Here is a 26,736-nt window from a genome sequence, read left to right on the forward strand (position 1 = left end):
GCATCCTTGATGCTGAGAGCTTCAAAAATCCAGACCTTATCCTCACATATTCGGGCAAGTAGGCATATCCTCGCCAATCAACAGCCGCGCCAAACTCGGCAGCGCCTCACCGTAGGTTGGATGAATGTGAACGGATTGCTCTAATAATTGCCACGTTGCACCCGCTTCCATCAGCGATAAGAATACATGGACTAACTCGGCAGTTTCATAACCTACCAAGGTTGCACCTAAAATTTTGTCAGTATCGCGATCGATAACCAGGCGATAAAATCCCAGGTCGTGTCCCCACTCGATCCCCCGCGCAATATGTGCCATTGGTAGAGTCACCGCACGGGCATTGATGCCTTGTTTTTCTGCTTCTGCTAGCGTCATGCCAACGCGCCCTACTTGGGGTTCGGTGTAAACGGCATAGCCCAAAACGCGATCGCTCTTGGTGCGCTCCTCGCCACACAAAATCGCTTTGAGGCGGCGATAGTCTTCCCAGGAAACATGGGTGAAAGCGGGCTGTTTAGCAACATCACCAATCGCATAGACGTGGGGGTTAGTTGTATGAAAGCGATCGTCGATCTTGACATACCCCTGTGGATCCAACTCAATTTCCGCCGCCGCTACATTCAATGCATCCGTATTCGGTTTGCGTCCGGTGGCAACTAACAAAGCTTCTGCCTCTAAGGTTTCGCCATTGCTCAAATTTAGAGTAAATACTCCATCTATATGTTGAACTTGTTGCACGCTAGTGTGAAAGTGCAATCCAATTCCATCGCGCTTAAATGCTTCTGCTAACGTGTCGCTGACTTCCGACTCTTCGCGATCGAGCAAGCGATCGCCCCGCACGATAATATCAGTTTGACTGCCCAAACGCGCCAATCCCTGCCCTAATTCCATCCCAATATATCCACCTCCCACGACTAACAAACGGGGCGGTAGCGCCTGCAAGTCAAAAAAATTGCGATTTGTGAGATAGGGGGTGTTGGCTAAACCTGGAATGTCGGGTACTAGTGCCGAAGTCCCCGTATTAATGACGATGACTGGAGCCTCAGCCGTCACATCGCCACCTGTCACCGTGCGTTCTCCAGTAAAGGCAGCTTCAGCGCAGACGATTTCAACCCCTGCGGTATCTAAACGCTTGTGCGTCCCTTGATTGAAGCGATCGCGGATCGACCTTACCCGTTCCATCACGGTAGGAAAATCTATTTGTACCTGAGCCTGGATGCCCAAACTAGCAGCTTGACGGGCGCGACCTGCGGCATGGGCAGCAGCAAGAAACGCTTTTGAGGGCGTACAGCCGTAGTTAATGCAACTTCCTCCCAAAGCATCGCGCTCGAACAGAACCACCTTGCTTCCTGCCTTTGCCCAATCAGCAGCTAAGGGAATGCCACCTTGACCGCTACCGATAACGATGAGGTCTGCTGTTTTCATATCTGGGCGCTCTGCTTTGTGTCCTTGCGTCAGACAAGTTTGCATTGTTGAATGCAACTGCTAACAGTTTAAAGAAAAGGCGAGTGTGCCAAGAATAATTCGCTATTTTTTAACATTCATCCTCGGAGTTAGATTTAATATTTTCTTTCAGATGTTTGTGGCGATCGCTCCCACATGCTTTTCCATTCGACTTGATTCGCCCCCAATAAGTTAGTAACTACTGCGATCGCCAACAAGCTAGCCAGGAAAATTCCGACAGTAAACCAGTTGAGCTGATGGTACATATCCCCTAAAAGGAATAGAAATTGGCACCCAACCATTTGCTCCTCTACCTGTAAGTATGACTCTGCGACCGCTAGAAATATAACCGACTACCTTGCTATCATTTGAGGGTTCTTGTCTTGCCGGAATTCCTCGATTGGCAACGACTCGACGGCAACTGCTGGGTGGTGGGGCTTTAGCTTGACAGCGACCGATCCAATCTGCATAGACATATCCCTTCAAAGGTGCAGAAATAGGAACCCAGTTATTCGTAATCCCGCCTGCAACTTCTACGTTACGCCCGTAGGCAATAATCCCAACTGCATTACTATAAACTGTGGGCTGTTCTCGGACGTACAAACCTCTTTTAGCAATGACTTGGTTGCAACTATACGAGCGTTGTGCTATTTGATTTCCGATTTCAGCAGCTAGTAGATCTTTTGAGTTAGAAGACGTATTATCCCGCAATTCAATTGCACTGACGGAAAGCATGGGAGTGGCAAGAATTGCTGCTGTTAAGAAAGGTATTGTTAATGCTGAATATTCTTTTGAGCGATGTTTCCAATTCATAAAGAGCGTCCTGCAATTGACAATTAAAGATTTTTGATTTGCACGATCTGTAAAGCTATCCAAGCTACGCCTTTAGATAGATGTTTGCTCGGTTTACGTGTCTGCGAATATATTTTGACCGAAAAAGGTGCAGATCTCGTGGAAAAAATCACTTTGTCTTCTCCCCTAGTTTTCCACCTTTTTAGATTTAAATAGATCTGCCCTACGTCATACCTGCAATTTGGTTTTCTGCTTGGGGTGTAGTGACGCGACAGATTATTTACACAGTTGCAGACATCACTTCAAAGGTAATTTAGGGAGCGATCTTGAGTTACATTGCTCGTAAACGCAGCAAAACATTGGAATACGAACCCGCGATCGCAACTTCGCGACGATAATAAGTTCATCAATCGCAGCGAAATCGAACTGTTTTAAAGAGATGGCATTGCAGTTGTTGTCCTTGTAAGGCTGTTTCGCGATCGTCTACCCAAGCTTGCTGCAATGACACGCCATGTACGTGCAATTGTACGCTTTGATAAGGGAAGCCATAGTTTCCTTGTTGTTCCCACACAAGTTCTAAACTATCTTCATGCTGGATAAAGTAGAAGCGATCGCACCGAGATTCTCCATAACCATCTCCGGCATCAGTGTATAGGGTGTAGGAATTTTGGTCACGCATCAGCCGTAGGCGAAGCGCAGTGTTCGGCGCAAAGGCACAAAGAGAAGAATCTATTTCCCTCTCTTCAGCTTTCTTCATGGGTGGGTAAAGGTGGAGAATCAATTGCTTTGAGTCTTCCATTGGTAAAATACTTCCTGCTTTTACCAACAGGGGAATTTGTTCGAGGGGGGAATCTAGTTCGATTGTCTTTCCTCCCTTGATTGTCGAATCATTCCAGAAGTTGTACCAATCTCCTTTGGGTAGGTAGAGTGTACGCGATCGCTTTCCCTCTTCTACAATCGGACAGACAAGCAGCGCGTCACCCAAATAAAACGCATCTTCCACGTCCCAAAGGGAGCGATCGCTCGGATTGCCCCAGAATAAAGGACGCACGGGTGGATATCCTTTTTGAGTTGTCTCCCACGCCAAGGTATAGAAGTAGGGCATCAATCGGTAGCGTAATTGCAGAAAGCTGCGAACGATACTCAAGTAAGGTTCGCCATAAGTCCAAGGTGTACGAGGAGCAACGCTAGTGGAACTGTGGGTTCGGCAAAACATCAAAAACGTTGCCATCTGGAACCAACGCAGATACAGTTCGGCTGAAGGATTGCCTTGAAAACCACCAATATCGGGACCGCTATAAGAAATACCTGATATTCCTAAACCAACCACCGTTGCTACTGTCTGGCGCAATGCTTCCCACGTCGAGATCGTATCCCCCGTCCACGTCCAAGCGTAGCGTTGCAATCCCGCCCAGCCCGATCGCGACACGATGAAGGGGCGTTGCTGCGGTCGATATTGACGAATGCTCTCGTAAGCGGCTTGGGCTTCTAGTAACCCGTAGACATTATGTGCTTCGCGATGATCGCCGCCTCTGCCTTCCAAGCAATGTTGCGCGACTTGAGGCAGCGAGGGATCGCCCCAGGAAACGAATGCCGCAGGTTCGTTCATATCGTGCCAAAATCCCGCTATTCCTACATCTAGAAGATAAGCGTATTGACGGCTCCACCAAGCTCGAACTTTGGGGTTAGTAAAGTCGGGGAATGCCATCGGACCCGCCCACACAGAGGCGATCGCTAACTCTCCAGTGGGGTACGTGCAAAAGCCATTCAGGACTTGTCCTTCTAGAAATAAATTACTCCTACGGCTGAATTTAATTCCAGGGTTATTAATTGCAATTAACCGCACGCCTGTTTCTGCTAGTTCTTGGGTGAAACTGTCGATCTTGGGAAAGCGTTTGGGGTCAATCGTAAAGGCGCGATGTTCGACTTGACAATCAATATCGAGATGAACGGCACTCAAGGGTAAATTATAAGTTTGAAATGCCTTGACTTCTTGGCGCACGTTTGCTTCCGTGCGATATCCCCAGCGCGATTGATGATAGCCTAATGCCCAGCGCGGGGGTAGCGGCGCACGACCTGTTAACTGGGTATAGCGATCGCTCAGTTGTGATGGCTCGCCAATTGTTATGTAGTAACGCAGCGATCCACCAGCAAAGTTGGCGATCGCCATATCTGCAAATGTCAATTCAGCCCGAAAAGAATTTTCATAGAAAATTAGGTAGCTGCCCTCATCGTGCAACCCTAAGTAAACCGGAATGCAGATATAAATTGGATCTGTGCCTGGATTATACCTACCACCAGGATCTCTATTCCACATCTGGTAGATTTTAGGCTTTTGTAGCTCGTCCTTGGCGGCGCGTAGATTTAGAGAGGAGGCGCGTTCTCCCAAACCATAAATGCGTTCTTCCGAGCGCAACTGCGATTGATGTATCCATTTTTCCCCTTGTCGCTGGGGTGGTAATTCTGTTCTAAGGATTTGCCCTGCGCGATCGCAAAACTTAAGGCTGCCATCTACACCAACAGTAACGCTCAACGCATCGCTGGCGATCGCCCAATCGTTACCCATTTCTGATAGGGTTGTTTCAACCGTCTCCCAGTTGCGATCGACAACAGCATAGGGGATCGGTAGCAGATCGGTAGACCAGTTCACTCGTACCAAATCGGGAGTTAAAAAAGAAATTTCTAGTTCAGCTTGCTCGAAATAGAAATACGCACCTCGATCTATTGTTTTAGCTTGAAGTAATTTTCCAGGTTGGGTAACTGGATTTACAGAGGAGTCAGTCAGATATTGACGATGGAGGCGATCGCGTTTTAAAGAATAGAAAAATGCGTGCGGTATATACTGGAGAAAAAACAGCGACTTGAAAACGTAATTTATTTGCAGCGATAGCTGTTTGAGAAACGCCATAACTTTTCAAACTGTCCTAACTCTTCAAAATAATGTGTAATTATTAACTCGCGATCGCCCCAAGTACGAATTTCAAGAGAAACAAAGGGCTTCTTTTTCTTAGTTCTCTATAAAATACTTCATATAACTCAGAATTTTAACTATCGCTTGCGGTTTACTGAGTCATTCTTTTCAGATTAATTACTGAGTCACTGTCGTTCTTCTCCTCAAAGAATTAATTATCCATCTATCTCAGGAGCGATTCAATTTTAAGCCTACTCTTCTATACATAGTTAATGAGAACATTTACTTAGATACTACGAATAACAAACAACTTCTAGATAAATTTTGCGCGATTGAGAAGTCAAGTGTTCTTAGCGCAACGAATGTATTAGGTCATAACAAAACAGCCAGTAAGTTACAAGGAAGGCGTATGCAATTTCCCTCTCCCTATTTAACAATAACTAATCAACTGGCATCAATGGGAGTCAAGCCCAAATATATTACGGATCTTGATTCGGCAACGACGGCATTGCGGGCAACTGCTAAATTCCTGCATGGCAAGGAATTGCGATCGGGGGGCTTTGCACCATCTCTTGCTGCTTCAATTACAGATGCCGTTAGCTATCTCCCTAAAGAACTTGGGAAAGATTTGTCTACTGTGTCAGGCTGGGTCAGTGCATCCTCGCCTAACGTGCTAAACGACGTGCGGGCAGAAACTATGTCCCAATGGGTAGTGAACCAATATCCTCAACGGCGTTATCCTGCTGCCGTTATTGGTTCTTCAAACGGTGCTGCCGTGCATCTATGTGCGGCACTTGGTATTCCCTGGTTGCCGCAAACACTCCTCGTCTCTTTGCGACACCCTGTCGATCCTGACGAACCAAAACAGGAATTAGAGTGGGCTAAAGCACCAGCCCAACAACTGCTCGCCAGGAATCCCGATTTGTGCGTGTACCAAATGCACGACCCGAACCAAGATCGCTTAAAGGTTCCTCGCGTCACTTACTTTCGGCTGAAGCGCACTCGTCTCGGCACGCAATTCCAGCAGTTTCTTCAGCAGAATTTGGAGCCAGGGGCGACGCTATTCTTACTAGAGTGTCAATATAGTTGGTTGTCCACACAAGTGAGCGATCGCCATTTCTTCCAGTTTGGCGGTAAAGGCAAATTAGCTCCAGATGATTATTTTCAGCACAGCCAACAGATCGCTGACTTCCTGCAACAGAACGGATCTCAACACCGATATTGGGAACCGCCCGCCCCAGATGGTAGGTTGCCAGAATCAGAGTGGGGGTTTGAAGGAGCTTTACGCGATGATGTAGAGCAATTTGCCCGTCAGCATGGCTTTCGCGTTCGTCGGATTGTTTTCGATTTTCCTCAAGATCTGAGTCCACTGGTGGCTGATTTGTATCGTTGGTGGTATCAGGAACGCGGTTTACCAAGCGATCGCCTCTTGGTGGAATCGTTTGTTTACCTCCAGCCGTGGTGGGCGTTACGCCTCGGATTAGTACCATTTTGGACGGTCTTCAACGATCGCATGTCAGCGGAGCGGCTCAATAACTATTTGGACTCTGCTAAGTCATACGATGAGATTTACATGACTTTGTTCTCGAACGGTTTGAAAGCACTCGGTCAGGCTTCAATTGAGGAATGGCTTTCTATTCTCAACCGCGCCCGCGATCGCGGTCAGTTTATTGGCGTGAACGAGCAGACCTATCCTGGGGATTTAGCATCGTATACCCGCCACTACACCGATTTGAAGAAACTTGAGGGACGTTACCCAATGCCAGAACCGCTGACGCTACAGCAACTCGATAACTTTTTAACGCAAGCAGGCGTTAGCGAAGCGAGCGCGGAGCGATCTCGTTATCCGGTGCAATGGATTGACCAGCATTGTCGGGTTTAAGTTGAGAGTGCCTGCTGCACCATTTCCTGATATTGCTTTTTCGGCTTCAGTCCAGCAATTCGAGTCAATTCTTGCTGCTGTTTAAATAGCACCACGGTTGGAGCATTTCTGACCCCCATGTCGATCGCTAATTCGGGTTCCTCAACCATGTCAATTTCGACGCGCGACCTTAAGCGTTGCGTCTTTACTGGGAAGCCGTCTTCCCTCTGGGTTCCTGCCCCATATTCCCCTGTAAAAGGGTCGCTGACCCCGCCTACATCAGCAGTAAGTAATGAAACTGATGGAGCGCAAGGCACAAAAGCCTGAATCATCTTTAACCTCTAAGGGTGGTAAGGCAAGGGAAAGCTGGATAAGGTGAATATTTGTGAATCAACGTAAGTTCCGTTATTGATTAACAGGTGAAAGGAGGTTGTTACACCTGAACCAAAAGGTACGTGAGCAAACTGAAACACTCGAAAGAGTCCCAGAAGAGGTTCGCTGGTTGTCGAAGTAGCGAACAAGCAGGTCTCAAGTCTCACCGGAATATAGTTGGCACCTAAGTCCAAAGCGAATGTAGAGCGCAATGAAAAGGGTAAGCCCGATGGGTTCTCGAAGGATGGTCGAATCTTTGAGTAAGTCAACCGCAAGGGAGACAGAACCACCTAGCGGGTAAAGGAAACGGGAAAAAGCAAATGCTCTTGATAATGCAAAAGATAGAGGTTCAAACTTTGCCTCACACCGAAAGGTGGCAGACTTCCCGTTGGTCTCGAACGATAAGCCAAAGAAAAGGAATTGAACCCTAGTGAAAGATAGATTCAAACTTGAAATCGGAGCTAAGGAACCGCTGACAGATTGGACAGCCATTCAATGGAAGCCAATCAAAAAGCGAGTGAAAAACCTGAGACAGCGGATTTATCGTGCAACACAGAATCATCGGTGGAACCAGGTGAGAAGCCTGACAAAACTGATGCTACGCAGTTACTCTAACCTGCTACAATCCGTGCGAAGAGTCACTCTAGAAAATCACGGCAAGAAAACAGCTGGGATAGATGGTCAAAAGGCATTAACCCCTAGTGACCGAGTGAAATTAGTTCACCAGATGCAGGAATACACGCTGTGGAAAGTCCGCCCAACCAAACGGATATATATTCCAAAAGCTAATGGAAAACAAAGACCACTCGGAATTCCTGTTCTGCAAGATCGCGTCGCACAAGCAATGGTCAAAAATGCGCTTGAACCTAGCTGGGAAGCTCGTTTTGAAGCAAACAGCTACGGCTTTCGCCCCGGCAGAAGCTGTCATGATGCCCTTGTCCAATGTCACAATCGGCTAAGAAAAGGACATGACAGCTGGATTCTGGATGCGGACATCAAGAGTGCGTTTGACAATATCAGTCATGAATCCATTCTCAAAGCTCTTGGGACAATACCAGGCAGAGAGTTGGTCAAACAATGGCTGAAAGCAGGCTATGTAGAATCCGAAATCTTCTATCCAACGTTGAAAGGCACAGCTCAAGGTGGGATTTGCTCCCCGCTTTTAGCGAATATTGCCCTGACTGGATTAGAAGAACTCTTGTCTCGATATCAAAAAGTCAAACCAGCCCCATTCTTTGATAAAAGTCGGGGGAAAGTGAGAAACAGGAATAAAAAATCCAACGCATACGGTTATATTCGTTATGCCGATGATTTTCTAATTACTGCGACGAACAAGAACGATATTGAGACGATTGTTCCCGCGATTCAACGATGGTTATGGGAAAGAGGGTTGGAACTAAACCTAGAAAAGACAAACATCAAAAATATCAATGATGGCGTAAACTTTCTGGGATTCACTATCAGACAATTCAAGGGAAAAACTTTGGAAATGCCTGAAAAAGAGAAAGTTCTCCATAAGTTAAGGGAAATCAGAACTTGGCTGAAAAATCACCAACAAATCAGTCCTGAAATGCTAATTAACTACCTCAATCCAATTATCCGGGGATTCGGAAACTATTACCGCATCGGCAGCAGCAAACGGGTCATGTCTTACTTCGACAAAGAAGTATGGAAGGCACTATGGCGCTGGGCAAAACGAAGACATCCAAATAAAGGTCGACACTGGGTACAGAAGAAATACTTCCGCACTCATCAAAACCGAAAATGGAGATTTTTCGCTAAAGCGCGTGATAGACAAGGAGAACCAACCTTCATTTACTTGCTACAAGCCGCAACGATCCCCATCGAACGGCATGTAAAAGTCGAAGGAACCGCCTCTCTAGATGACCCTAGCTTAAAATCATACTGGCTAAAACGCCTCACTAAACTGGGCAAAGTCCGGTGGGAAAACGGCTCAAAACTCAGAAAAGTGGCAGAAAACCAGAAATGGAAATGCCCAATCTGTGGAGAGCATCTGCTTAACGGTGAGAAACTACACATTCACCATCTCAAAAGCATGAAAGAAGGTGGCACCGACTCAATCGACAACCTCGTGCATTTGCACGTTGCGTGCCATAAACATATCCATGCAGGTGGAGTTTTTGTGAAGCAAGAGGCTTGAGCGGCTTGATATGAAAGTATCACGAGCCGTTCTGAGGGGAGGGAGACAGGGTGACTTGCTCTCTCTTACCCGACTAGGTGCAGGCGATCGGCGCGTTCCTTTACCAACTGTTCTAGCACGGGCTTCAAAGTGACGCAGGAACTGCAATGTGGCGCAATAAACTTGACTAATATAGGCTTGTCTGACTTTTGTATCAACATTTCCCAAGCCGATCTACCAGCATAAAAGGTTTCATTGAAGGAATAAAATTCTTGCATGTTTGCTCTCCTAAGAACGCTCAGAAAAACCAAAGACTGCCGACGACCAGGTAGTATCCACCTGCCAGAATCAACGCAGCACTACCGATACGAATAATCCACTCCGAGTAGTCCAGTAGAAGACGGGTTTGCTTTACCAGTCCCGCCATCAGGCTGGATAGAAAAATGATGATGGTGTAGCCCAAAGCGTAACTAACCATCGTTAGCGTCCCCAAGACCTGAGAGCCTGTAGCCGCTGCCGCTGCCAGCACTGCAAACAGAACTGGACTGGCGCAAGGCGAACTCACTAACGCAAATGTCACGCCGACCCCATAGGGACCAAAGCCGGAGGCATCGGCTTTAACTTCTGGCAAGGGTAGCTTAATGATTCCCAGCAGGCTCAAGCCCATCACTAAAATAATTGCTCCAACGCCGAGGTTAATATAACCTCGGTATTCGACCATAACTGCACCAGCAAAGGATGAAGCCAATCCAAACAGGCTGAGAATAGTCACAACACCGAGTACGAACAGGCTTGCCTTGCTCAATGCATCTTGACGAGATTTGATATTTCGCGTACCGATGTAGCTCAAGTTAATTGGCAACAGTGCCAAGATACAAGGCGAAATGCTGGCAATCAGTCCGCCGATAAAAGCCAGGGGGAAAAGCACCAGTGGATTAGTGGTGTCCTGTTTGTCTAGCCATTGCTGATAGCTGTTTTCCATCAGCGAGATCGAGCGTTCGATCTCCCTAGAGATTGGTTCAGTAGCAACTAGAGCGATGACTAATCCTAGCAGTACCAACCCGCCAAATAGCAACCAAAATTTTTGTTGTTTGGGAATTTTGGCAAGAAAAAGCTTCCGGTCTGGTTTTGGGATGCGTGACATAAGAACTCTCTACTACTTTTTAGCCAGCGCCGTGTCGAGTACGCTAGTGTAAGCAGACTCGTCAGGATTGTTGCTGTGCTGTGCCAAGATTTTGCCCGTAGCTGGGTCAACGATCGCTACCATGCCTGTCTTAGATTTGTTAGCAGCGAAGAATTGCCCCAGTCCTAACTGCTTGGCTTTACTTTCCGATTGACTGGTAGCGGATTTATCTGTCACATCCAAGACAATAAAATGGACTCGTCCGGCATATTCTTGCCGCAGTTGTGACAGAGTAGGTTTGATATTTTTACAAGCCGGACACCAGCTAGCAAAGATGTCAACCACAACAGGTTTTCCCTGTAGCTCTTTAGAGAGCGGTCCTCCAACAGAGTTGCGTTTGGCAGCACAGGGATTAGCCGAGGCACAGGGATTTGCCGAGGCACAGGGATTTGCTTGAGCAACCTGGGTAAGCGCCGATTCGATCGGAGTAGAAGAATTGCTAGCTGATGTGGTAGCTAGCAAGGATACGCTGAAGACCAGGCTGCTTAAGCACAGATTGAGTAGTAAGTTGGAAGACTTGTGCATGGTGACTCTCGTTGGATTGTTTAGCATCTGTATTTCAAGACGAACCAGGATGAGTTTTGGATTTAAATCAGTCGAAATTTAGGATTTGAGATGCGTTGAGCATTTGGCGATCGCATTCATCTAATCCAATTCGTCACGTCAAGCGTCTTATAAAATAGAGTGTTCTTTATTCTGATGGAGGAGAGTTGTGGAATCAAGATGCTTACCGATGCGGAAATTATCAACTCAAACCTGTTGTTGAGACATGGAGCCTCAACTTCCCAAATCCAATCCGACGGAGGCTTTGTCTTTAACGGATGAAGCATTGTTTGAAGCGCTGAAAAAGAAGGATGCCTCCGCCCTGAGCATTCTTTTCAATCGTTACGGTCGGCTTGTCTATGGGTTGGCGTTGAAAATCCTGAAAAACTCTCAAGAAGCAGAAGATCTGACTCAAGAGATTTTTCTAGCACTGTGGCGCAATGCATCTAGATATCCTGATTGTCGCTATTTCGGGCGCTATCTCATTAGCATGACGAGATCGCGGGCGATCGACAAACTCCGTTCTCGCGGCAGGCATCTAAAACTCTTAGAACAATGGGGACAAACCATGACTTTAGAAACACTCTCTCCCACTCCGGTTGAGCGAGCTACCTTAGCAGAACGTTCTCAACGCATTCGCGCTGCCCTAACCCAACTTCCAGACAAACAACGTCAGGCGCTGGAGATGGCTTACGATGAAGGACTCACGCAGGTGGAAATCGCTCGGCGATTAGATATTCCCTTAGGGACAGTCAAGACTTGTACCCGTCAAGGTTTGCTGAAACTCAAACAAATTCTCTTAGATTTTGGCATCTGAGCTATGAATGAATCTTCAGATCGCGAACGCATTAAAGCCTTAGCAGCAGGGTTTGTCGCCGATGACCTCACCCCTGAAGAAGCTGAAGAGTTCCGGCAGTTGCTTGTCAACAATCCCGAACTCGTCCAAGAAATTGATGACTTACAGGAAGTTTTGAGGCAGTTGCTAGATGGCTTCACCGAGGTAGAAGCCCCACCCCATCTGCTGCCAAACATTCTAAATCAAGCTGAAGCTGCGGGGAGTCGAATGGCTGCGATCGAAAGGTCTGGGCGATCGTGGAGAAGAATCGCTGGCAGCCTTGCAGCTTTGTTTGTGGTGGCTTTGGGGTTTGATAATTACCGCTTGCGCCAGGAACTCGGTCAGGCTCATGCTGTCAGTACCCTACTCCAGAATGCCGAAACTCGACTGTTTACCTTCCAGGGAGTTAACTCATTAGATACTGCTTCCGGTAGCATTATAATGAATCCCGAACAACAAAAAGTGGTAATGCTTGTCCAGAATCTGCCTGCTCCACCTCCAGGGCAAGTCTATTTACTATGGGCAATAGTCGATAATAAAAAGCTACCCTGCGGTGAAGTTAAGCCTTATGCTTGGGGAGACTCCACCTCTAGATTACCATTCACCCCCGAAATGTATAGAGACTTCTATCATCCACAGTTTTCTGGTCTCGTCGTAACGCTGGAGACCGATCGGAATTCTGCTCGTCCCACGGGACCTGTGGTAATGCAGAGTTCGCAGATTTAATGCTGTCTGCCGAAAGACGGTAATTAATTTTTTTGCTCAACATTTGATTTAGGTCTGAGACGATCGTGCTGGAAGAAAATAGTCTTTGTGTAGAGAGTCAAGATTGGCTAGTAACTGAGAATGGCGAATGTATTGCGCTTACCCTAGATGAACTTCAATCTCCAGTAAAGCCTTATCGCCTGTATCGATTTCTCACTCAACTAGAGGACATTCTTGATACCGTAGCAGACGATCGCAGTCGCATAGAAGCGATCGCTCCCTTGGTGCGAAAGCTCTTGACCAGTTCCTACTGGCTGCAAATGGAATTTATCGACCCACCGCTTGACCCTGGCTGGTCAGTGCGTTTTCTCTACGAGGATCGAGACTTTCCTCTGACAGTGCAAATGGTGGCTTGGTTGCCAGGAAATTTTTCGCCAATTCACAACCATGCCACTTGGGGAATTGTCGCCTTAATTAGCGGACAGGAAAAAAATCGATTTTGGCGGCGATCGCCTACTCCAGAATACCCCGACGGGATCGATCTGGTTGGTGAAAGAATATTAGTTCCTGGAGATATTATTGGCTTTTTGCCTGATGCTATTCACAGCGTTGAGCCTCTAGGTACAGAACCTGCGATTACTTTTAACCTTTACGGGGTTACAGACTATTTCCAACGCTTTGAGTTCGATCCAGAGACTCGTACTGCCAAAAATTTCTGAAGCCAAAACCGAGTTCTAGAGAGTCACGGCTTGAGTTAATTTAAATAGAGACACAGCAGGCGATCGCTCAAACAAAATTTCTTAAACGTCCTGTCCCTCGGTCGCGACAACATACCCAGGCACTCAAGCCAGCCCTGAAAATTTCGTTTCCACGAGTTTTACACCTTTTTTCCCTAAGATACAGCAGGCAATCGCCACTGAATTGCTCTAAAAATGACAAAGGGACAGCAGCTATGAATCATCACAGATAGATGAAAACCTCAGAGAAACACCTACTCAATCGAGAACGGCAGGAGATTTTGCAACAGCTAGAAGACTGGCTGGAAACACCCATGCTCCTGCTCAGTTTTGCATGGTTGGCGTTGTTTGTCGTTGAGTTAATTTGGGGTTTGACTCCTTTACTCCAAGCGATCGGCACGGTGATTTGGATAATTTTTATTCTAGATTTCATCCTCGAATTTACTCTAGCTCCACATAAGCTTGCCTATCTGCAACGCAACTGGCTGACAGTTATTTCCCTCCCACTACCCGCACTGCGCCTGTTTAGGTTCGTGCGCGTTTTACGGGTGCTAAATACTGCACGGGCAGCTCGTGGCATTCGGTTACTACGTGTCATTACCCGCACGAATCGGGGAATGCGGGCGATCGGTGCGAGTTTAGGTCGTCGCGGTTTCGGCTACGTTGTTACAACAACGCTAGTAATTACCCTAGTTGGAGCAGCGGGGATGTATGCGTTTGAAAGCAATCCTCCTGATGGGCGCGGTCTAAATGACTACGGCTCGGCGCTGTGGTGGACGGCAATGCTCATGACCACACTGGGTTCGGAGTATTGGCCCCAAACTCCCGAAGGACGAGTGCTTTGCTTCCTTCTGGCGCTGTATGCTTTTGCCGTATTTGGATACTTGACAGCTGCGATCGCCACATTTTTTATCGGTCGCGATGCCGATGATGACGAGGCGGAAATCGCAGGAGCTAAATCTATAGCAGCACTGCACGCCGAAATTACAGCTTTGCGTCAAGAGATTCAGGCGCTATCTCAGCAGAAATTGGAACCGTGAATTTGGTGGCTAACCCATTCAGGAAGTTGCTATGTCTATCTAAACTTTAAGAGCGATTGTTTGAAAATTTCGCTCGCTCTCCCCGACTTTTCCACTATTTGGATCTAACTTCAAAACACAGGTAGTTAAACCGAGTTAACTGTTGTTCATAACTCCTGTTTCAACAAATGCTGGCGTTGCGTGTCTTATGAGCAATTTAGTTAAGATTTTCCCGGAAAAATTGCTAAATCGTTACGGCGATCGCGCAACGCTCTTTACTATTGAAATATGGAAGCGATCGCATTAGATATAAGGATAACGTGCGTCAGTTACTAATACAGGTTCCGCGTGGCTGTGGCAAACAAGTTTTGGAAATTGCCAAGGCATTTGACGGAGCAAACTTAACACTAATTGAGGCGACGGGGAGCGATGGCGAGATCGATTTAGCGATCGCCCACATCTCTAATAGCAAAGTTGAAGGACTGCTGGGAGAGTTGGAATCTCTGCCACAACTACACGTCACGCTGATCCCGCAGGGAGTGATGGCGCTCCAGCCACCACCAGAAGAAGCACCGCAGCAAGTCACAAATGTAGAACTTCGCAGCCCGATTGAAATCTTTCTGGCGGGTTTGCAAAGCGTCGGCTCTTGGAAAGGTTTTCTGGGATATGCGGCGGCTGCGGGTGTGGTAGTTTGGATTGGCTTGTATACGAATACGAATTATCTACTGGTTGCCGCGATGTTGATTGCACCGTTTGCGGGTCCAGCAATGAATCTGGCGATCGCTACGGCACGGGGAGATATCACTTTGCTCAAGCGCAGCATCATCCGTTACTTTAGCGCCTTGAGCGTAACAATTTTAGTCACTCTCGCCCTCAGCCTGATTCTGCGGCAGGAAATTCCCACAACTCAAATGATACAAACGAGCGAATTATCCTCAGTGGCGGTGTTGCTGCCGTTAGCAGCTGGCGCAGCTGGGGCGCTCAATCTTGTGCAATCTCAAAGAAGTAGCTTGGTATCTGGTGCAGCAGTTGGAATGCTCGTCGCTGCCTCGCTAGCACCGCCTGCTGGACTCGTGGGAATGGCAGTGGCGATCGGCAGGTGGGATATGGCAACGAGCGGATTGTTCGTCCTCTTGCTACAACTGGTGGGAATCAATTTGACTGCCACGATATTATTTCGCGTCTTTGGCTTATCTACGCAAGGATCTCGCTATCGGCGGGGCAAGCAATGGGTATTTGCGGCGACTCTGGCTGTGACTGTGGCAGCTCTGGGAGGATTATTAACTTGGCAGTTGAGCAATCCGCCAAATTTTCAACGTTCTACCCGCGCCCAACGAGCTACGGCTGAAATTCAGCAAGTGGTAGAAGCAAATAATACTGCCAACTTAGTCGAGGCTAACATCCGCTTTACTCGCTCGGAAATTCCAGGACAGAATACGCTGCTGGGTGTGGTTTACGTCCAGCGTCACGCCGGAGTCACTGCATCAACAGAGGAAATCCGCACCGCGCTCACCCGTCAGATCCAAACGCGCTTATTAGAACAAGGTTTTAACGTGACACCGTTGATTGATGTCAACGTCTTAGAAGCACCAACTAAAACTTGAGCTAGATTCAGCCTGTTAATTACTTGTGGGATACTTTAATCGATCGCGCTGCTCTGCAAGACTATACATTTCTTGAAATGGAATGGCGATCGCGGCTGAAACAGGAGGCAACAGTTGGAGCAAGTTTTTAAATTGATTAGCTTCAATACCGAAATTGGGCTAAAGGTATTAGCTACGCTCGCCTTCCTGATTGTCCTCTGGTTGCTGCGTCGTGTCGCTAATGCTTTTATTCGAGAATCGATCCGCGATCGCTACAACGGGCGGATTTGGTTTTGGGCAGGGCAGGGATTAAATTTAGTTACAGCAGTATTGTTAATTTTAGGGCTGCTCGAAATTTGGTTTGACAACCCGAATCGGCTTGCTACTGCAATCGGTTTAGTGACAGCAGGTGTAGCCTTTGCCCTGCAAAAAGTCATTACGGCGATCGCGGGTTATTTTGTAATTTTGCGGAGTAATATTTTTAGCGTTGGCGATCGGATTACGATGGGTGGCGTGCGCGGCGATGTCATTGCTTTGGGTTTTATCCATACGAAAATTATGGAAATGGGACAGCCAGTTTCGTTCCAAGATTCAACTTCTGCGAGTTGGGTGAAAAGCCGTCAATTTACTGGCAGAGTTGTCAGTATCACCAACGACAAAATTTTTGACCAGCCCGTTTACAACTACACGCAAGATTTCCCCTATCTTTGGGAAGAAATTAGCATTCCCATTTCTTATACAGCCGACCGAGATCGTGCCGAACAAATTTTATTAGAATGCGCCGCCCGTCATACAGAAAATATTAACCAGATGAGTCAGGAATCTTTGAGAGTGATGCGCGATCGCTATTTTCTCCATTCTCACGATTTAACACCCAAGGTTTACTATCGCATTACTAACAACTGGCTGGAACTGACTGTCCGTTTTGTCGTCAGAGAACACGGAATTCGCGATCTCAAAGATGCCGTTAGCCGCGATCTTCTCAAAGCTTTCGATGCTGCTGGAATTAGAATTGCAACGACGACTTATAATGTTGTCGGATTTCCTCCACTTCAGATCGAGAATAGCTTTAGTAATACAAAAGAAAATTCACAGCATTAATTTACTGCGTTATTTTAGGCATTAGGATAAACGAATATGAATTTTCAAGCAGCAATAACAGCAGCATGGCAGAAAATTGGCGGATTAATTGACGGCTTTATTATCATGCTGCCAAACATTGTTTTGGCGAGCGTTGTTTTTATCATATTTTTCTTCGCTGCTCGCTGGCTGAAGTTATTAGTCAAACGCCTTACCCGCAGGCATCGGCAAGCGCGAAATTTAGGCATGGTACTGGGGCGATTGGCTCAGGGAGCTGTCATTCTCCTGGGCTTGTTTGTCGCACTTTCAATAGTTATCCCTACATTTAGAGCCGGAGATTTGGTACAGCTACTCGGTATTAGTGGTGTAGCAATTGGTTTTGCTTTCCGCGATATTCTACAAAACTTTTTAGCTGGGATTTTGATTCTTTTAACCGAACCGTTCAAAATTGAGGATCAAATCGTTTTCAAAGACTTTGAAGGCACGGTAGAAAACATCGAGACACGCGCTACGACAATTAGAACTTACGACGGTCGCCGAATTGTCATTCCCAATTCCGAATTATTTACAAATTCGGTGACTGTTAACACTGCTTTTAATGCTCGCCGGATTGAATATGATGTTGGCATTGGCTACGGTGACGATGTTAACCAAGCAAAACGATTGATGCTAGAAGCAATTTATAGCGTGGATGATGTTTTGCGATCTCCGGCTGCCGATGTTTTGGTACTAGAACTAGCCGAAAGTAGCGTTAATATTCGCGCGAGGTGGTGGATTAAACCGCCAAGACGGATAGACGATCTCAACTCGCGAGACAAGGTAATTTCTGCGATTAAACAAAAGCTCTACGTGGAAAATGGGATTGACTTGCCTTATCCTACACGCCAAATTTTATTCCACGACCAAACCGAAGAGACAGATGGCGATCGCTCTCGTCAGCGTGAAGGGTGGCCTGCTGGCAACAAAGAAGTCCCCAAACCGCGCAGCATTAGCGGTTCTCTCAAACGAATCGCTCAAATCCAAGCGTCAAAAAACGGTAATGGCAGCGATCGAAATCTCACAGCGGACGACAACCGATGAAAAACGTCAAAATTGGCAAAATTTGGGACTCGCTCCACTCAAGCTACTGGTTCTTGCCGACAATTATGGCAGTTATCGCGATCGCCCTGGCATTTACGATGCTGAATCTCGATCGCGCTGGTTACTACGGTCCGCTGGAAAAATGGGGCTGGATCTATACAGGTGGTGCTAACGGAGCGCGAGAAGTGCTTTCATCTGTAGCTGGTTCGGTGATTTCTGTGGCTGCGACTGCTTTCTCAATTACGATCGTGGCGCTTCAGCTAGCTGCGTCTAATTACACTCCTCGCGTGCTGCGTAACTTTATGCAGGATACGGGCAATCAACTTGTCTTGGGAACATTTATTAGTACGTTCATCTACAGCCTACTGGTACTGCGAACTGTACGCGGTGATGGCGATGATTACGACTCTTTTGTACCGCAGCTTGCAGTTACCGTTGGGTTGTTGTTAGGACTTGCCAGTATTGGCGTACTGATTTACTTTATCCATCACGCCTCTACAATTATTCAGGCATCCCATATCATTATGGAGGCTAGTAAAGAGCTTCACCAAGCCATCGATCGCTTGTTTCCCGAAAAGCTAGGGCGGAGTTTGCCCAATGCCAAGCCGCACGATCGCGCTATCCCAGCTAATTTCGATGTAGATGCTTATCCCGTCAAAGCTAAGAGTAGCGGTTATGTTCAAGCGATCGACGAGGAAGAATTAATGCAAATCGCTGGCGGTCGCTCTTTACTATTGCAAATAAAATCTCGACCAGGCAGGTTTGTGGTCAAGGGCAGCGATTTAGTCATGGTGTTTCCAGGGGATAAGGTCAATCGGAAACTGAGCGATCGCATCAACGATGCTTTTATGTTTGGCAGACAACGCACCGAACAACAGGATGTCGAGTTTCCCGTGAATCAATTAGTTGACATTGCTCTACGTGCCATTTCTCCTGGGATCAACGACCCGACGACGGCAATTCAGTGTATTGACCAACTAAGTGCTGGATTATCTCATTTAGCGCAAAGAGAAATTCCTTCTGCCTACCGCTACGACGACGATAACAACCTGCGCGTCATTGCCGAACCGTTCAACTTTGCCGGACTAACTGATGCAGCTTTCAACCAAATTCGTCAGTATGGCAAATCGGATGTGGGAGTCATAATTCGGATGTTAGAAGCGATCGCTACTATTGCGCGTTATACCCAAAACGAGCCAGACCGTGCGGCACTACGCCGCCACGCCGACATGATTCTACATGATAGTCACGAAGCAGTTTCTCAAGAGTTGGATCGGCAAGATATCGAACAGCGATATCAAGCAGTTTTGAAAGTGCTTTAAATGACCAGTGGCGATCGCTGCAAGATCCACTCATTGACAGAAGCAATATTGTTTCAACCAGCTCAGCCTAAAGAAAGAAATGACTTGCAATGCAAGTCATTTGCAATCTCAGGTCTTAGAAAAATGACTTTAATGATAAATGTTTAGAATTTTGTTTGCAGTTGCCGAGCCATCGACATCTAATTCTAATATCGTTTGGTTATCGGCACTATTTGCTGTTACTTTAGCTCTGGTGCATCTGTTTTCTGGTCAACTCCGCTTTCTCGACAGAACTCCTCGCAGTATTTGGCTGTCTGTAAGTGGCGGTGTCTCGGTTGCCTATGTCTTCGTCCATATCCTGCCCGAATTGAGTCAGGCACAAGAGACAATTAAGGGTACGGTGGGCAAGGCACTATTGTTTCTAGAACATCACGTATATCTTTTAGCATTATTGGGGTTAGCCGTGTTTTATGGCTTAGAACGAGCTGCCAAATTATCGCGTCAGCGCAATCACAAGGTAGGCAAGGGAGATGTGACCTCCGAAGGAATTTTCTGGGTGCATATTGCCTCGTTTGCCTTCTACAATGCCCTCATTGGTTATCTGCTATTGCACCGCGAGGAACCAGAAATTCAGAGTCTTTTATTTTTCTTTATTGCAATGGCTTTGCACTTTGTCGTAAATGACAACGGACTGCGCGAGCATCATAAGCGTGCCTATAAGAAAATCGGTCGTTGGATACTGGCAGCAGCAGTTATTTTTGGTTGGGCGCTCGGGCTGGGAACTCAACTGTCTAAGGCGGCGATCGCTTTACTCTTTGCTTTTCTCGCCGGAGGAGTCGTACTTAATGTTTTGAAAGAAGAACTCCCCGAAGAACGTCAAAGTCGCTTCTGGGCTTTTGTCCTCGGTGCAGGTCTTTATGCTGCACTTTTGGTAGCACTGTAACATTCGGTAAGTCGATCGCGAGTAGTAGAGCAATAAAGCGTGTTAAGCAAGGTTACTTTTTAAATTAACAATTAACGCCGAAGTATGACTCTATTCTCCCTGATTTCCCAACACGTCTATTGCGGTCGAACTTCATTTGAGTCTTCAGTTCTATTAGGAATCCGATTTGATTATCGAAAAAATCTCAGTATGAGTAGGGTGTGTTACGCGCCTTGCGTCACGCACCAAAAACTGATATTACTGTATACCGCATACAATCAAAAAAATGCTAACTCACTCAAAAAGTTTCACCCTAGCAACCTGACGCTCTCTATCTTAAGATTTTTTTAAGATTTTATTTGCACTCTTACATACATGGGTAGTGCAAACATTCTGCAAACATGAGGACAAACTAATGAAAAATAATTTAGTTACGAGTACCAGTCTAGTTGCTGCTGTGAACGACAATAACCTTGAATTAGCAAAGAAATTGATTGCTAGCGGCTCGGATATTAACCAAATGGACAGTAATGGAAATAGCCTGCTCATAATTAGTGCTGCCAATGGTGACTCTGAAATGGTCAGGCTGTTGCTTAACTCTGGTGCTAATCTTCGTGCCGTTGACTCCAGCATGAAAGGTACTGCACTGCACGCCGCTTCTTATCTGAGGTATCCAGCAGTGATGAAAGTTTTAATTGAATATGGGATCGATCTCAATGCTCAGGGTCCTTACAACGGATATTCTGCGCTCCACGATGCAGTTGTGCAAAATAATATTGAAGGGGTCAAGCTACTTGTAGATGCGGGCGCACAGTTAAATACTAGAAGCAAGTATGGGGATACCCCTCTGGAACTAGCGATGAAATGTATGCGTAGGGAGATTGTTACCATTCTCGCATAGGTAAAAACCTCATTAATTCTCGAATGGATAACTGTCAACCTACTCTCAAAGATACGTTGCCATTCCCACGAATAAACTTAGTATCAGTGGAATGTCAGCTATTTGAAAGAATTCTACCTCGACACTCTCCAAAACCAACTCTGGCATAGCCTTCCTGCTCGCAGTATCCGCGCAGCTCAATTTCATCTCCGTCATTTAGGTAGGAACTTACCTCGCCTGTTGGTAGTTGAATCGGCTTTGAGCCACGCTGAGTGATTTCGAGTAAACATCCTTGCGTTCCTGCTTCAGCACCAGAAACTGTGCCACTGGCTAGCAAATCTCCAGAGCGGAGATTGCAACCATTACTTGAGTGGTGAGCGAGCATCTGAGCTAAAGTCCAATACATCGACTTGAAAGAAGCGCGACTTAAGCAAAACGGCTGCATTTCTGCTGCACGCATTTGCTCTGAGCGGATTAGTGCTTCTACCGTAAGGTCAATGCCACCTAGTTTAGTATCATGTGCTGAGGAAAGATAAGGCAGTGGTAGCGGATCTCCCTGGGGACGTTGAAAAGATGCACAACGGAATGGTGCTAGAGCTTCTAGGGTTACTACCCAAGGAGAAATCGTCGTTGCGAAGCTTTTGGATAAGAAGGGACCGAGGGGCTGATATTCCCAAGCTTGAATATCTCTTGCCGACCAATCATTCACCAAGCAAAGCCCAAATATGTGTTCCTCCACATCGTCAATTGAGATGGGGTGACCTAGCTGATTTCCATTACTAATGAAGAACCCAACTTCCAATTCGTAGTCCAAATGTTGAGAAAATCCGAAACTTGGCACTGATTCCCCAGAGTTTTTCCTCTGACCCTTGGGACGCGCGATCGCAGTGCCGCTAGGCACGATGGAAGAAGCACGACCGTGGTAAGCGATCGGGACGTATTTGTAGTTAGGCAGGAGTGGATTGTCGGGACGAAACAACTTACCAACATTAGTGGCATGAAAGATCGAAGCGTAGAAATCAGTATAGTCGCCAATATTCGCAGGTAATAAAAGTTCTGCCTCAGACATCGAGCAAAGAATTTTGCTTTCCAAAGGGGGATTTTGGGCATCGGCTCGTAACAGATGACTCAAGCGATTGCGCAATGCTGAGGCTGCTTTACTTCCCATCGCCATCAATTGATTTAATTTAGGTGCAGTACATGCTGCTTGTAGTTCCTGGGGCAGTTCTTGCAGCAATCCAGCTTGGCAACACGCAGTTAAATCTAAAATTCGATCGCCGATCGCCACCCCAATTCGGGAATTATTGCTGTTCCGAGGTCGAAACACGCCAAACGGCAGGTTTTGGATCGGAAAATCAGTGTTCTTTTGATTTGCCGAGTCAACCCAACTGCGTAAATTTGGATTGTGGGTGGAATTGATGGGACGGATCATAGTAAGTCAAAAGTCAAAAGTCAAAAGTCAAAAGTCAAAAGTCAAAAATTGTCGGGGCGGGTTCACCAGAAATACTGGTCAGAGTCAAAGACAATTGGTAAACCCGCCCGTACAGAAGTCAAAAGTCAAAAGTCAAAAGTCAAAAGTCAAAAGTCAAAAATATTTCACACACCACGCACCACTTTCTTACCAATTAAAAATATGCTTAAGATCGTTGACTGGCTCTTGAAAGGAGCAGGAACCAAATGAGCGGAAGAAATGTTGTCGAGCTGCTTCTATCTCTAAAATATCTATATAGCGATCGCGCCAGCAAATACTATTTTGTTTGAATTGGAAAGTGTTGCTGGATGCTTGGAGAAGTTCTAAGGCTTCTGTTGGCGTGACTTTTTGCCAGTATACGAGTGCTGCTAAAGTTGCCACATTCAAGAAGCCATGCATTAATGTGGCAGGACTGTCTGGTTCGCTAGTCAAGGGATATTGAGCTGGTAAGGGGTGGTGCAAACCTGCGGTTGCTTTAAAAGGAACTTGGGCTTCGGCAAATGAAAAGATGCATTGGCTCAATTGAGTAACGCTGGGAAAAGCATCGATGGTTGCCCCACCAGTGCGAATTTTAGCTGCTGCACTAGTGTGCCGCAGAACCTTTAGATATGGCTTTAAGTCGCTATTAAAGGGAATTTCAAAAAATGCCTCAACTCCGACAGGAAGATCGGGCAACACTCTTTCTATTGCTGAAGGTGAAAGAGGCGAAAATTCGAGAGCTGCGATCGCTACCTTGTTGCCAATATTAAGGGATCGCACCTGGTCGATTTCCGATTGTAGTCCCGAAAGAATTACACTGAGCGACCAATGCTTTAAAGAAAACGCCGATAAGAGTTCCGCGAACTCCGACAAACGGGAAATTGGGATGACAAAGCGATTGAGCATCCAAGCATAGGGTGATGCCGAGTCTTGGACGTAATTCTCCATTGCTTGTCGCAAGTCAAGCTTTGCTGGGGGGAACAGTCCGGCATAGTCTACAACTGAGGTGAGGAGTGCTTTTAGTGATGCGAGCATTAGATCTCATTTCCTCCTGACGCTCTGGTTTAAAATGCGCCTCTATTGCTGTCCGTTGCCGTGCAATATCTACTTTTAAATTATCCGCTACCGCTAGCAGAAGTTATACACGAAGTTATACATCTGATTGAACCCGATCGCAAACAGACCGCTTTCATACTATGAATACTAATCAATAATTGATTAGCGTTCATAACTCATAGCAATTCTCGATTGCGTGCGTGACACTTGTAGGGGCGCACAGCCGTGCGCCCCTATAGATCGCGTGTTTTACCCAATTGAAAACCGTTATCAAGGGGTGTAACGCGAAAAAGTGGAGTCAGACCAATTTTTCGAGAGTATGCATCTTTATATGAATAGACTCAAAAAACCAAACATGATTCAACTGGATTACAAGGAGCGATCGTTATGGTGAAACTTCTCAATCTACGGGATTTGGTTGACCAATGGTTCGAGCAGGTGGAGGTGCGCGATCGCAAGCTTGCTAAGTTATTATGCCAGTCGATCCCAGCAAGTTGTCCTTTTGAACGAGACATTAAGCTTTTTGGTCGTACTTTATTTCACATTCCACCTCTATGCAAGCTAAATCCTTTTTACGAGCAATTTGTTAGCCTTCGGTTCAAGGCTCTGTCCTATCTAACGAATGAATCTGATAAAGATAAAGCACTATATTGCTACTAATGAGAGTGCCTTACGGCAAACAAGTTTTACTAAGCGATCTTTTGAAGCAAGAAAGATCTCCCCAAGCTACTGCCGCAATTGTAGACAGTCAGTCGGTAAAACTAGCGCAGTGTGGGCGTAGTTATCGCTATTCTGCTGAACCCTGCTGCTGATAGAAAAGTCCCAGTTGCTTCACTGGGACTACGCTCGAATTTACCTAATTAGCTGTAGCGTATGGATATAGCCTCAAGCTCTAACTTCAAACCTGAGCTGTTTCATCTTCACCTAACTGCTGTTCTACTTTACCAATCGCCGCATTAATGCCCGCTAATTTGGTTTCTAGATCGTCTCGCATCCACTTGAGAAACCGAAGCCTACGTTCTAAAAAGCTTTTGCGAGACATAGGTTCGCCACCGTAGCAGCTACTACCCCAAAAAGGAAACATAGCTTACCTCAAAAAGTTATTTCTATTTATTATTGTGTCTCTATTCGCACTGCGACGGGTAGGAAAATCGTAGAGAGAAAACCGATCTATGTCAGCCTGCTCCCATCGCAGCTGCTTCGTCTTCATCGCGATGCCGAGGGTGAAACGCGCTTGTCGCGACCATCGCCCATCTACCAGCAGTCTTTCTCGCAGTCCAAACCACCAGAAGGGGGCTTTTTGTGGCTCAATAATATATAGCGAGCCTAAATGATTTGTGAATCTGGGATATTGCTGGTTGACGGTTGACGGTTAACGGTTAGCTGTCAACTGTTAACAGTCAACCACCACAACGATCGGTTCATGACTCAAATAGAATCGCTATATAGAATGACAAGCAAAGATTTTGAATTTCCCCGATCGCTTTTCCCTAATGACATGGAATCAAAAATTGGTAGGGTTTTGCTTATTGGAGTGACTGGTGGCACTGGCAAAAACGCAGTCAAGGGATTTCTCGATACTGGAGTTACTGACTTACACGCCATCACTAGAAAAATCGACCTGAGCCGCCCCAATTTGTCAAAGATCAGTGATGCAGGCGTTGAGCTAGTTGAGGCTAACTTGGATGATGAAGCATCGCTTCAAGCAGCTTTGAGGGGAATTTCGGCTGTCTACTGCCACGGTTTGTCTGCCGATGCTGCTAAACCCGATCCACAAGAGATCGAGAGAGCGCACCGACTGGCACGAGCGGCTGTTGATGCCAAGATCGAGCATTTGGTGTATAACTCCGCAGGTGGAGCAGAGAGAAATTCTGGAGTCAGCCATATCGAGCAGAAGTATCAGGTGGAGCAAGTTTTCAAACAGGCTGGCTTGCCAACAACTATGCTCAGAGCTTGTCTATTCATGGAAGAGTTTTGGAAGAAGTACACGCGACCATCCATCCTCAAAGGGGTCTTCTCCTTTTCGCTTCAGCCCGACCGACCGCTACATCTAATTACAACTAGGGATATGGGACGCATTGCTGCTTATGTCATGAAAAACGCACAAAAGTACATTGGTCAAGAAATCGAGCTGGCAGGCGACGTGCTAACCCCTCTACAAATGGCGCAGAGCTTCTCAGAAGCACAGTCCATGCCAGTTGTCTACAGAGAAATACCTGCATGGATATTTCTACTGCTTTGGCGATGGGAACTATTTGCCCTGATTAGCTGGTATCGCACTCAAGGCTATCAAGCCGATGTTAGGCGCTTAAGAGAAGCGGAATTTCCCACACTCCTGACTACATTTAGTGAATTTCTGGCAGAAACTCACTGGGCAAACAAAGAACTTACTTACGAAAATCTGTAAGCGCAGGCGATCGCTCCCACTCCTTCTAATCCTATCGTCAAGCTTCGGCACTTTTCGCACCGTGCGCGTGCAAGCAGTGGTAGAGGGTTCTGCGAGTGAATTGGCGGATAACCTAGAATCGATCGGCAAACCGAATCGCAGCAAAGCAGAGAGCGTCGCGCTGTTAGGCGGTTCCTTTATCAATACTTTGGGTAGAGGAAATCCTACACTAGGACTTGCCACAATAGCAGGCTCTACCCTACTGTCCGACTTCCAAGACAATATTACCGAGATTGGTGAGGCTTTAGGCATTGATGAATTACGCTTTCCTACCGCAGCAGTAGAAATTGGAGCGTGGCTTTTTTGAGACTTACATAGCAGGTTCGCAGCAATACCTTCCCTATCTGAGTGCTGATTATGCTCGGTCTATTAGTCAAATGCCTTTAACTCTAAGCTTAGTACA

General features: G+C 46.6%; 25 protein-coding genes. 15 read left to right on the top strand and 10 right to left on the bottom strand.

The genetic code is table 11. The annotated features are described in order from the left end of the window. Nucleotides 1-42 precede the first annotated feature (42 nt). The 3 genes from QH73_RS22615 to QH73_RS22625 all read right to left on the bottom strand — a co-directional run bounded on the left by QH73_RS22615 (nucleotide 43) and on the right by QH73_RS22625 (nucleotide 5,137). Complete coding sequence (locus QH73_RS22615) at nucleotides 43-1,464, bottom strand: dihydrolipoyl dehydrogenase family protein (protein WP_236147136.1); 1,422 nt, start codon at nucleotides 1,462-1,464, stop codon at nucleotides 43-45. A gap of 192 nt (nucleotides 1,465-1,656) precedes the next feature. Beyond that, a complete protein-coding gene (locus tag QH73_RS22620; protein ID WP_132867486.1) occupies nucleotides 1,657-2,250 on the bottom strand; it encodes an SH3 domain-containing protein in 594 nt (197 codons plus the stop codon). 385 nt (nucleotides 2,251-2,635) lie between these two features. Then, a complete protein-coding gene (locus QH73_RS22625) occupies nucleotides 2,636-5,137 on the bottom strand; it encodes a glycoside hydrolase family 31 protein (RefSeq protein WP_039714354.1) in 2,502 nt (833 codons plus the stop codon). Between the two features lie 412 nt (nucleotides 5,138-5,549). Between QH73_RS22625 and QH73_RS22630 the strand changes: the two genes are divergently transcribed. Then, nucleotides 5,550-7,022 carry a hypothetical protein gene (locus QH73_RS22630; RefSeq protein WP_039714353.1) on the top strand — a complete coding sequence of 491 codons (1,473 nt, stop codon included), beginning with the start codon at nucleotides 5,550-5,552 and terminating at the stop codon, nucleotides 7,020-7,022. On the opposite strand, the gene QH73_RS22635 is transcribed toward QH73_RS22630, so the two are convergent. Continuing rightward, the gene (locus tag QH73_RS22635; protein WP_132867487.1) at nucleotides 7,019-7,333 is read right to left on the bottom strand and encodes a thioredoxin family protein; all 315 of its coding nucleotides are present in this window, start codon (nucleotides 7,331-7,333) and stop codon (nucleotides 7,019-7,021) included. The two genes, QH73_RS22630 and QH73_RS22635, sit on opposite strands and share 4 nt — an antisense overlap. Nucleotides 7,334-7,803: 470 nt before the next feature. On the opposite strand from QH73_RS22635, the gene ltrA reads away from it, so the two are divergent. Continuing rightward, nucleotides 7,804-9,534: a group II intron reverse transcriptase/maturase gene (ltrA, locus tag QH73_RS22640; RefSeq protein ID WP_039710068.1), complete on the top strand. Its 1,731-nt coding sequence runs from the start codon at nucleotides 7,804-7,806 to the stop codon at nucleotides 9,532-9,534. 65 nt (nucleotides 9,535-9,599) lie between these two features. Here ltrA and QH73_RS22645 read toward each other — a convergent pair whose 3' ends face one another. The 3 genes from QH73_RS22645 to QH73_RS22655 are packed head-to-tail and all read right to left on the bottom strand — an operon-like array spanning nucleotide 9,600 to nucleotide 11,221. Beyond that, nucleotides 9,600-9,791, bottom strand: a complete 192-nt coding sequence (locus tag QH73_RS22645) for a thioredoxin domain-containing protein (protein WP_052289884.1) — start codon at nucleotides 9,789-9,791, stop codon at nucleotides 9,600-9,602. A 20-nt stretch (nucleotides 9,792-9,811) separates the two neighbouring features. Beyond that, the gene (locus QH73_RS22650) at nucleotides 9,812-10,657 is read right to left on the bottom strand and encodes a cytochrome c biogenesis protein CcdA (protein ID WP_039714352.1); all 846 of its coding nucleotides are present in this window, start codon (nucleotides 10,655-10,657) and stop codon (nucleotides 9,812-9,814) included. A 12-nt stretch (nucleotides 10,658-10,669) separates the two neighbouring features. Then, nucleotides 10,670-11,221 (bottom strand): TlpA family protein disulfide reductase, encoded by a 552-nt coding sequence (locus QH73_RS22655; RefSeq protein WP_039714351.1) that lies wholly within the window; start codon nucleotides 11,219-11,221, stop codon nucleotides 10,670-10,672. A gap of 244 nt (nucleotides 11,222-11,465) precedes the next feature. Here QH73_RS22655 and QH73_RS22660 point away from each other — a divergent pair, with 244 nt between their 5' ends. From QH73_RS22660 to QH73_RS22705, 10 genes are all read left to right on the top strand, one after another. Then, on the top strand, nucleotides 11,466-12,056 hold the full coding sequence (locus QH73_RS22660; RefSeq protein ID WP_039714350.1) for a sigma-70 family RNA polymerase sigma factor: 591 nt from the start codon (nucleotides 11,466-11,468) through the stop codon (nucleotides 12,054-12,056). A gap of 3 nt (nucleotides 12,057-12,059) precedes the next feature. Further along, a complete protein-coding gene (locus QH73_RS22665; RefSeq protein ID WP_039714349.1) occupies nucleotides 12,060-12,800 on the top strand; it encodes an anti-sigma factor in 741 nt (246 codons plus the stop codon). Between the two features lie 65 nt (nucleotides 12,801-12,865). After that, entirely contained in the window at nucleotides 12,866-13,498 is a 633-nt protein-coding gene (locus QH73_RS22670) for a cysteine dioxygenase family protein (protein WP_309476519.1), read from the top strand. A gap of 251 nt (nucleotides 13,499-13,749) precedes the next feature. Further along, nucleotides 13,750-14,556, top strand: a complete 807-nt coding sequence (locus tag QH73_RS22675) for an ion transporter (RefSeq protein ID WP_039714348.1) — start codon at nucleotides 13,750-13,752, stop codon at nucleotides 14,554-14,556. A gap of 299 nt (nucleotides 14,557-14,855) precedes the next feature. After that, on the top strand, nucleotides 14,856-16,139 hold the full coding sequence (locus QH73_RS22680; RefSeq protein ID WP_039714717.1) for a DUF389 domain-containing protein: 1,284 nt from the start codon (nucleotides 14,856-14,858) through the stop codon (nucleotides 16,137-16,139). Between the two features lie 114 nt (nucleotides 16,140-16,253). Further along, on the top strand, nucleotides 16,254-17,219 hold the full coding sequence (locus QH73_RS22685) for a mechanosensitive ion channel family protein (RefSeq protein ID WP_039714347.1): 966 nt from the start codon (nucleotides 16,254-16,256) through the stop codon (nucleotides 17,217-17,219). 36 nt (nucleotides 17,220-17,255) lie between these two features. Then, the gene (locus tag QH73_RS22690) at nucleotides 17,256-18,278 is read left to right on the top strand and encodes a mechanosensitive ion channel family protein (RefSeq protein WP_039714346.1); all 1,023 of its coding nucleotides are present in this window, start codon (nucleotides 17,256-17,258) and stop codon (nucleotides 18,276-18,278) included. Further along, a complete protein-coding gene (locus QH73_RS22695) occupies nucleotides 18,275-19,600 on the top strand; it encodes a DUF2254 domain-containing protein (RefSeq protein ID WP_039714345.1) in 1,326 nt (441 codons plus the stop codon). The genes QH73_RS22690 and QH73_RS22695 overlap by 4 nt, the downstream gene beginning before the upstream one ends. 139 nt (nucleotides 19,601-19,739) lie before the next feature. Then, the gene (locus QH73_RS22700) at nucleotides 19,740-20,522 is read left to right on the top strand and encodes a hypothetical protein (RefSeq protein ID WP_052289883.1); all 783 of its coding nucleotides are present in this window, start codon (nucleotides 19,740-19,742) and stop codon (nucleotides 20,520-20,522) included. A gap of 394 nt (nucleotides 20,523-20,916) precedes the next feature. Next, complete coding sequence (locus QH73_RS22705; RefSeq protein WP_039714715.1) at nucleotides 20,917-21,402, top strand: ankyrin repeat domain-containing protein; 486 nt, start codon at nucleotides 20,917-20,919, stop codon at nucleotides 21,400-21,402. 94 nt (nucleotides 21,403-21,496) lie between these two features. On the opposite strand, the gene fahA is transcribed toward QH73_RS22705, so the two are convergent. Together fahA and QH73_RS22715 are read right to left on the bottom strand one after the other, a co-directional pair. Further along, nucleotides 21,497-22,813 carry a fumarylacetoacetase gene (gene fahA / locus QH73_RS22710; protein WP_039714344.1) on the bottom strand — a complete coding sequence of 439 codons (1,317 nt, stop codon included), beginning with the start codon at nucleotides 22,811-22,813 and terminating at the stop codon, nucleotides 21,497-21,499. A 186-nt stretch (nucleotides 22,814-22,999) separates the two neighbouring features. After that, nucleotides 23,000-23,866, bottom strand: a complete 867-nt coding sequence (locus tag QH73_RS22715; RefSeq protein WP_039714343.1) for a hypothetical protein — start codon at nucleotides 23,864-23,866, stop codon at nucleotides 23,000-23,002. Between the two features lie 408 nt (nucleotides 23,867-24,274). Here QH73_RS22715 and QH73_RS22720 point away from each other — a divergent pair, with 408 nt between their 5' ends. Next, nucleotides 24,275-24,547, top strand: a complete 273-nt coding sequence (locus tag QH73_RS22720) for a Mo-dependent nitrogenase C-terminal domain-containing protein (protein WP_039714342.1) — start codon at nucleotides 24,275-24,277, stop codon at nucleotides 24,545-24,547. Nucleotides 24,548-24,785: 238 nt separating this feature from the next. Here QH73_RS22720 and QH73_RS22725 read toward each other — a convergent pair whose 3' ends face one another. After that, on the bottom strand, nucleotides 24,786-24,971 hold the full coding sequence (locus tag QH73_RS22725; RefSeq protein ID WP_039714341.1) for a hypothetical protein: 186 nt from the start codon (nucleotides 24,969-24,971) through the stop codon (nucleotides 24,786-24,788). Nucleotides 24,972-25,337: 366 nt separating this feature from the next. On the opposite strand from QH73_RS22725, the gene QH73_RS22730 reads away from it, so the two are divergent. Both QH73_RS22730 and QH73_RS22735 read left to right on the top strand, forming a co-directional pair. After that, complete coding sequence (locus tag QH73_RS22730; protein WP_236147137.1) at nucleotides 25,338-26,294, top strand: NmrA family NAD(P)-binding protein; 957 nt, start codon at nucleotides 25,338-25,340, stop codon at nucleotides 26,292-26,294. Next, nucleotides 26,236-26,640, top strand: a complete 405-nt coding sequence (locus QH73_RS22735; RefSeq protein WP_309476520.1) for a translocation/assembly module TamB domain-containing protein — start codon at nucleotides 26,236-26,238, stop codon at nucleotides 26,638-26,640. Before QH73_RS22730 ends, QH73_RS22735 begins: the two co-directional genes overlap by 59 nt. The last annotated feature ends 96 nt before the right edge of the window (nucleotides 26,641-26,736 follow it).

The organism is Scytonema millei VB511283, assembly GCF_000817735.3.
Classification (GTDB): domain Bacteria; phylum Cyanobacteriota; class Cyanobacteriia; order Cyanobacteriales; family Chroococcidiopsidaceae; genus Chroococcidiopsis; species Chroococcidiopsis millei_B.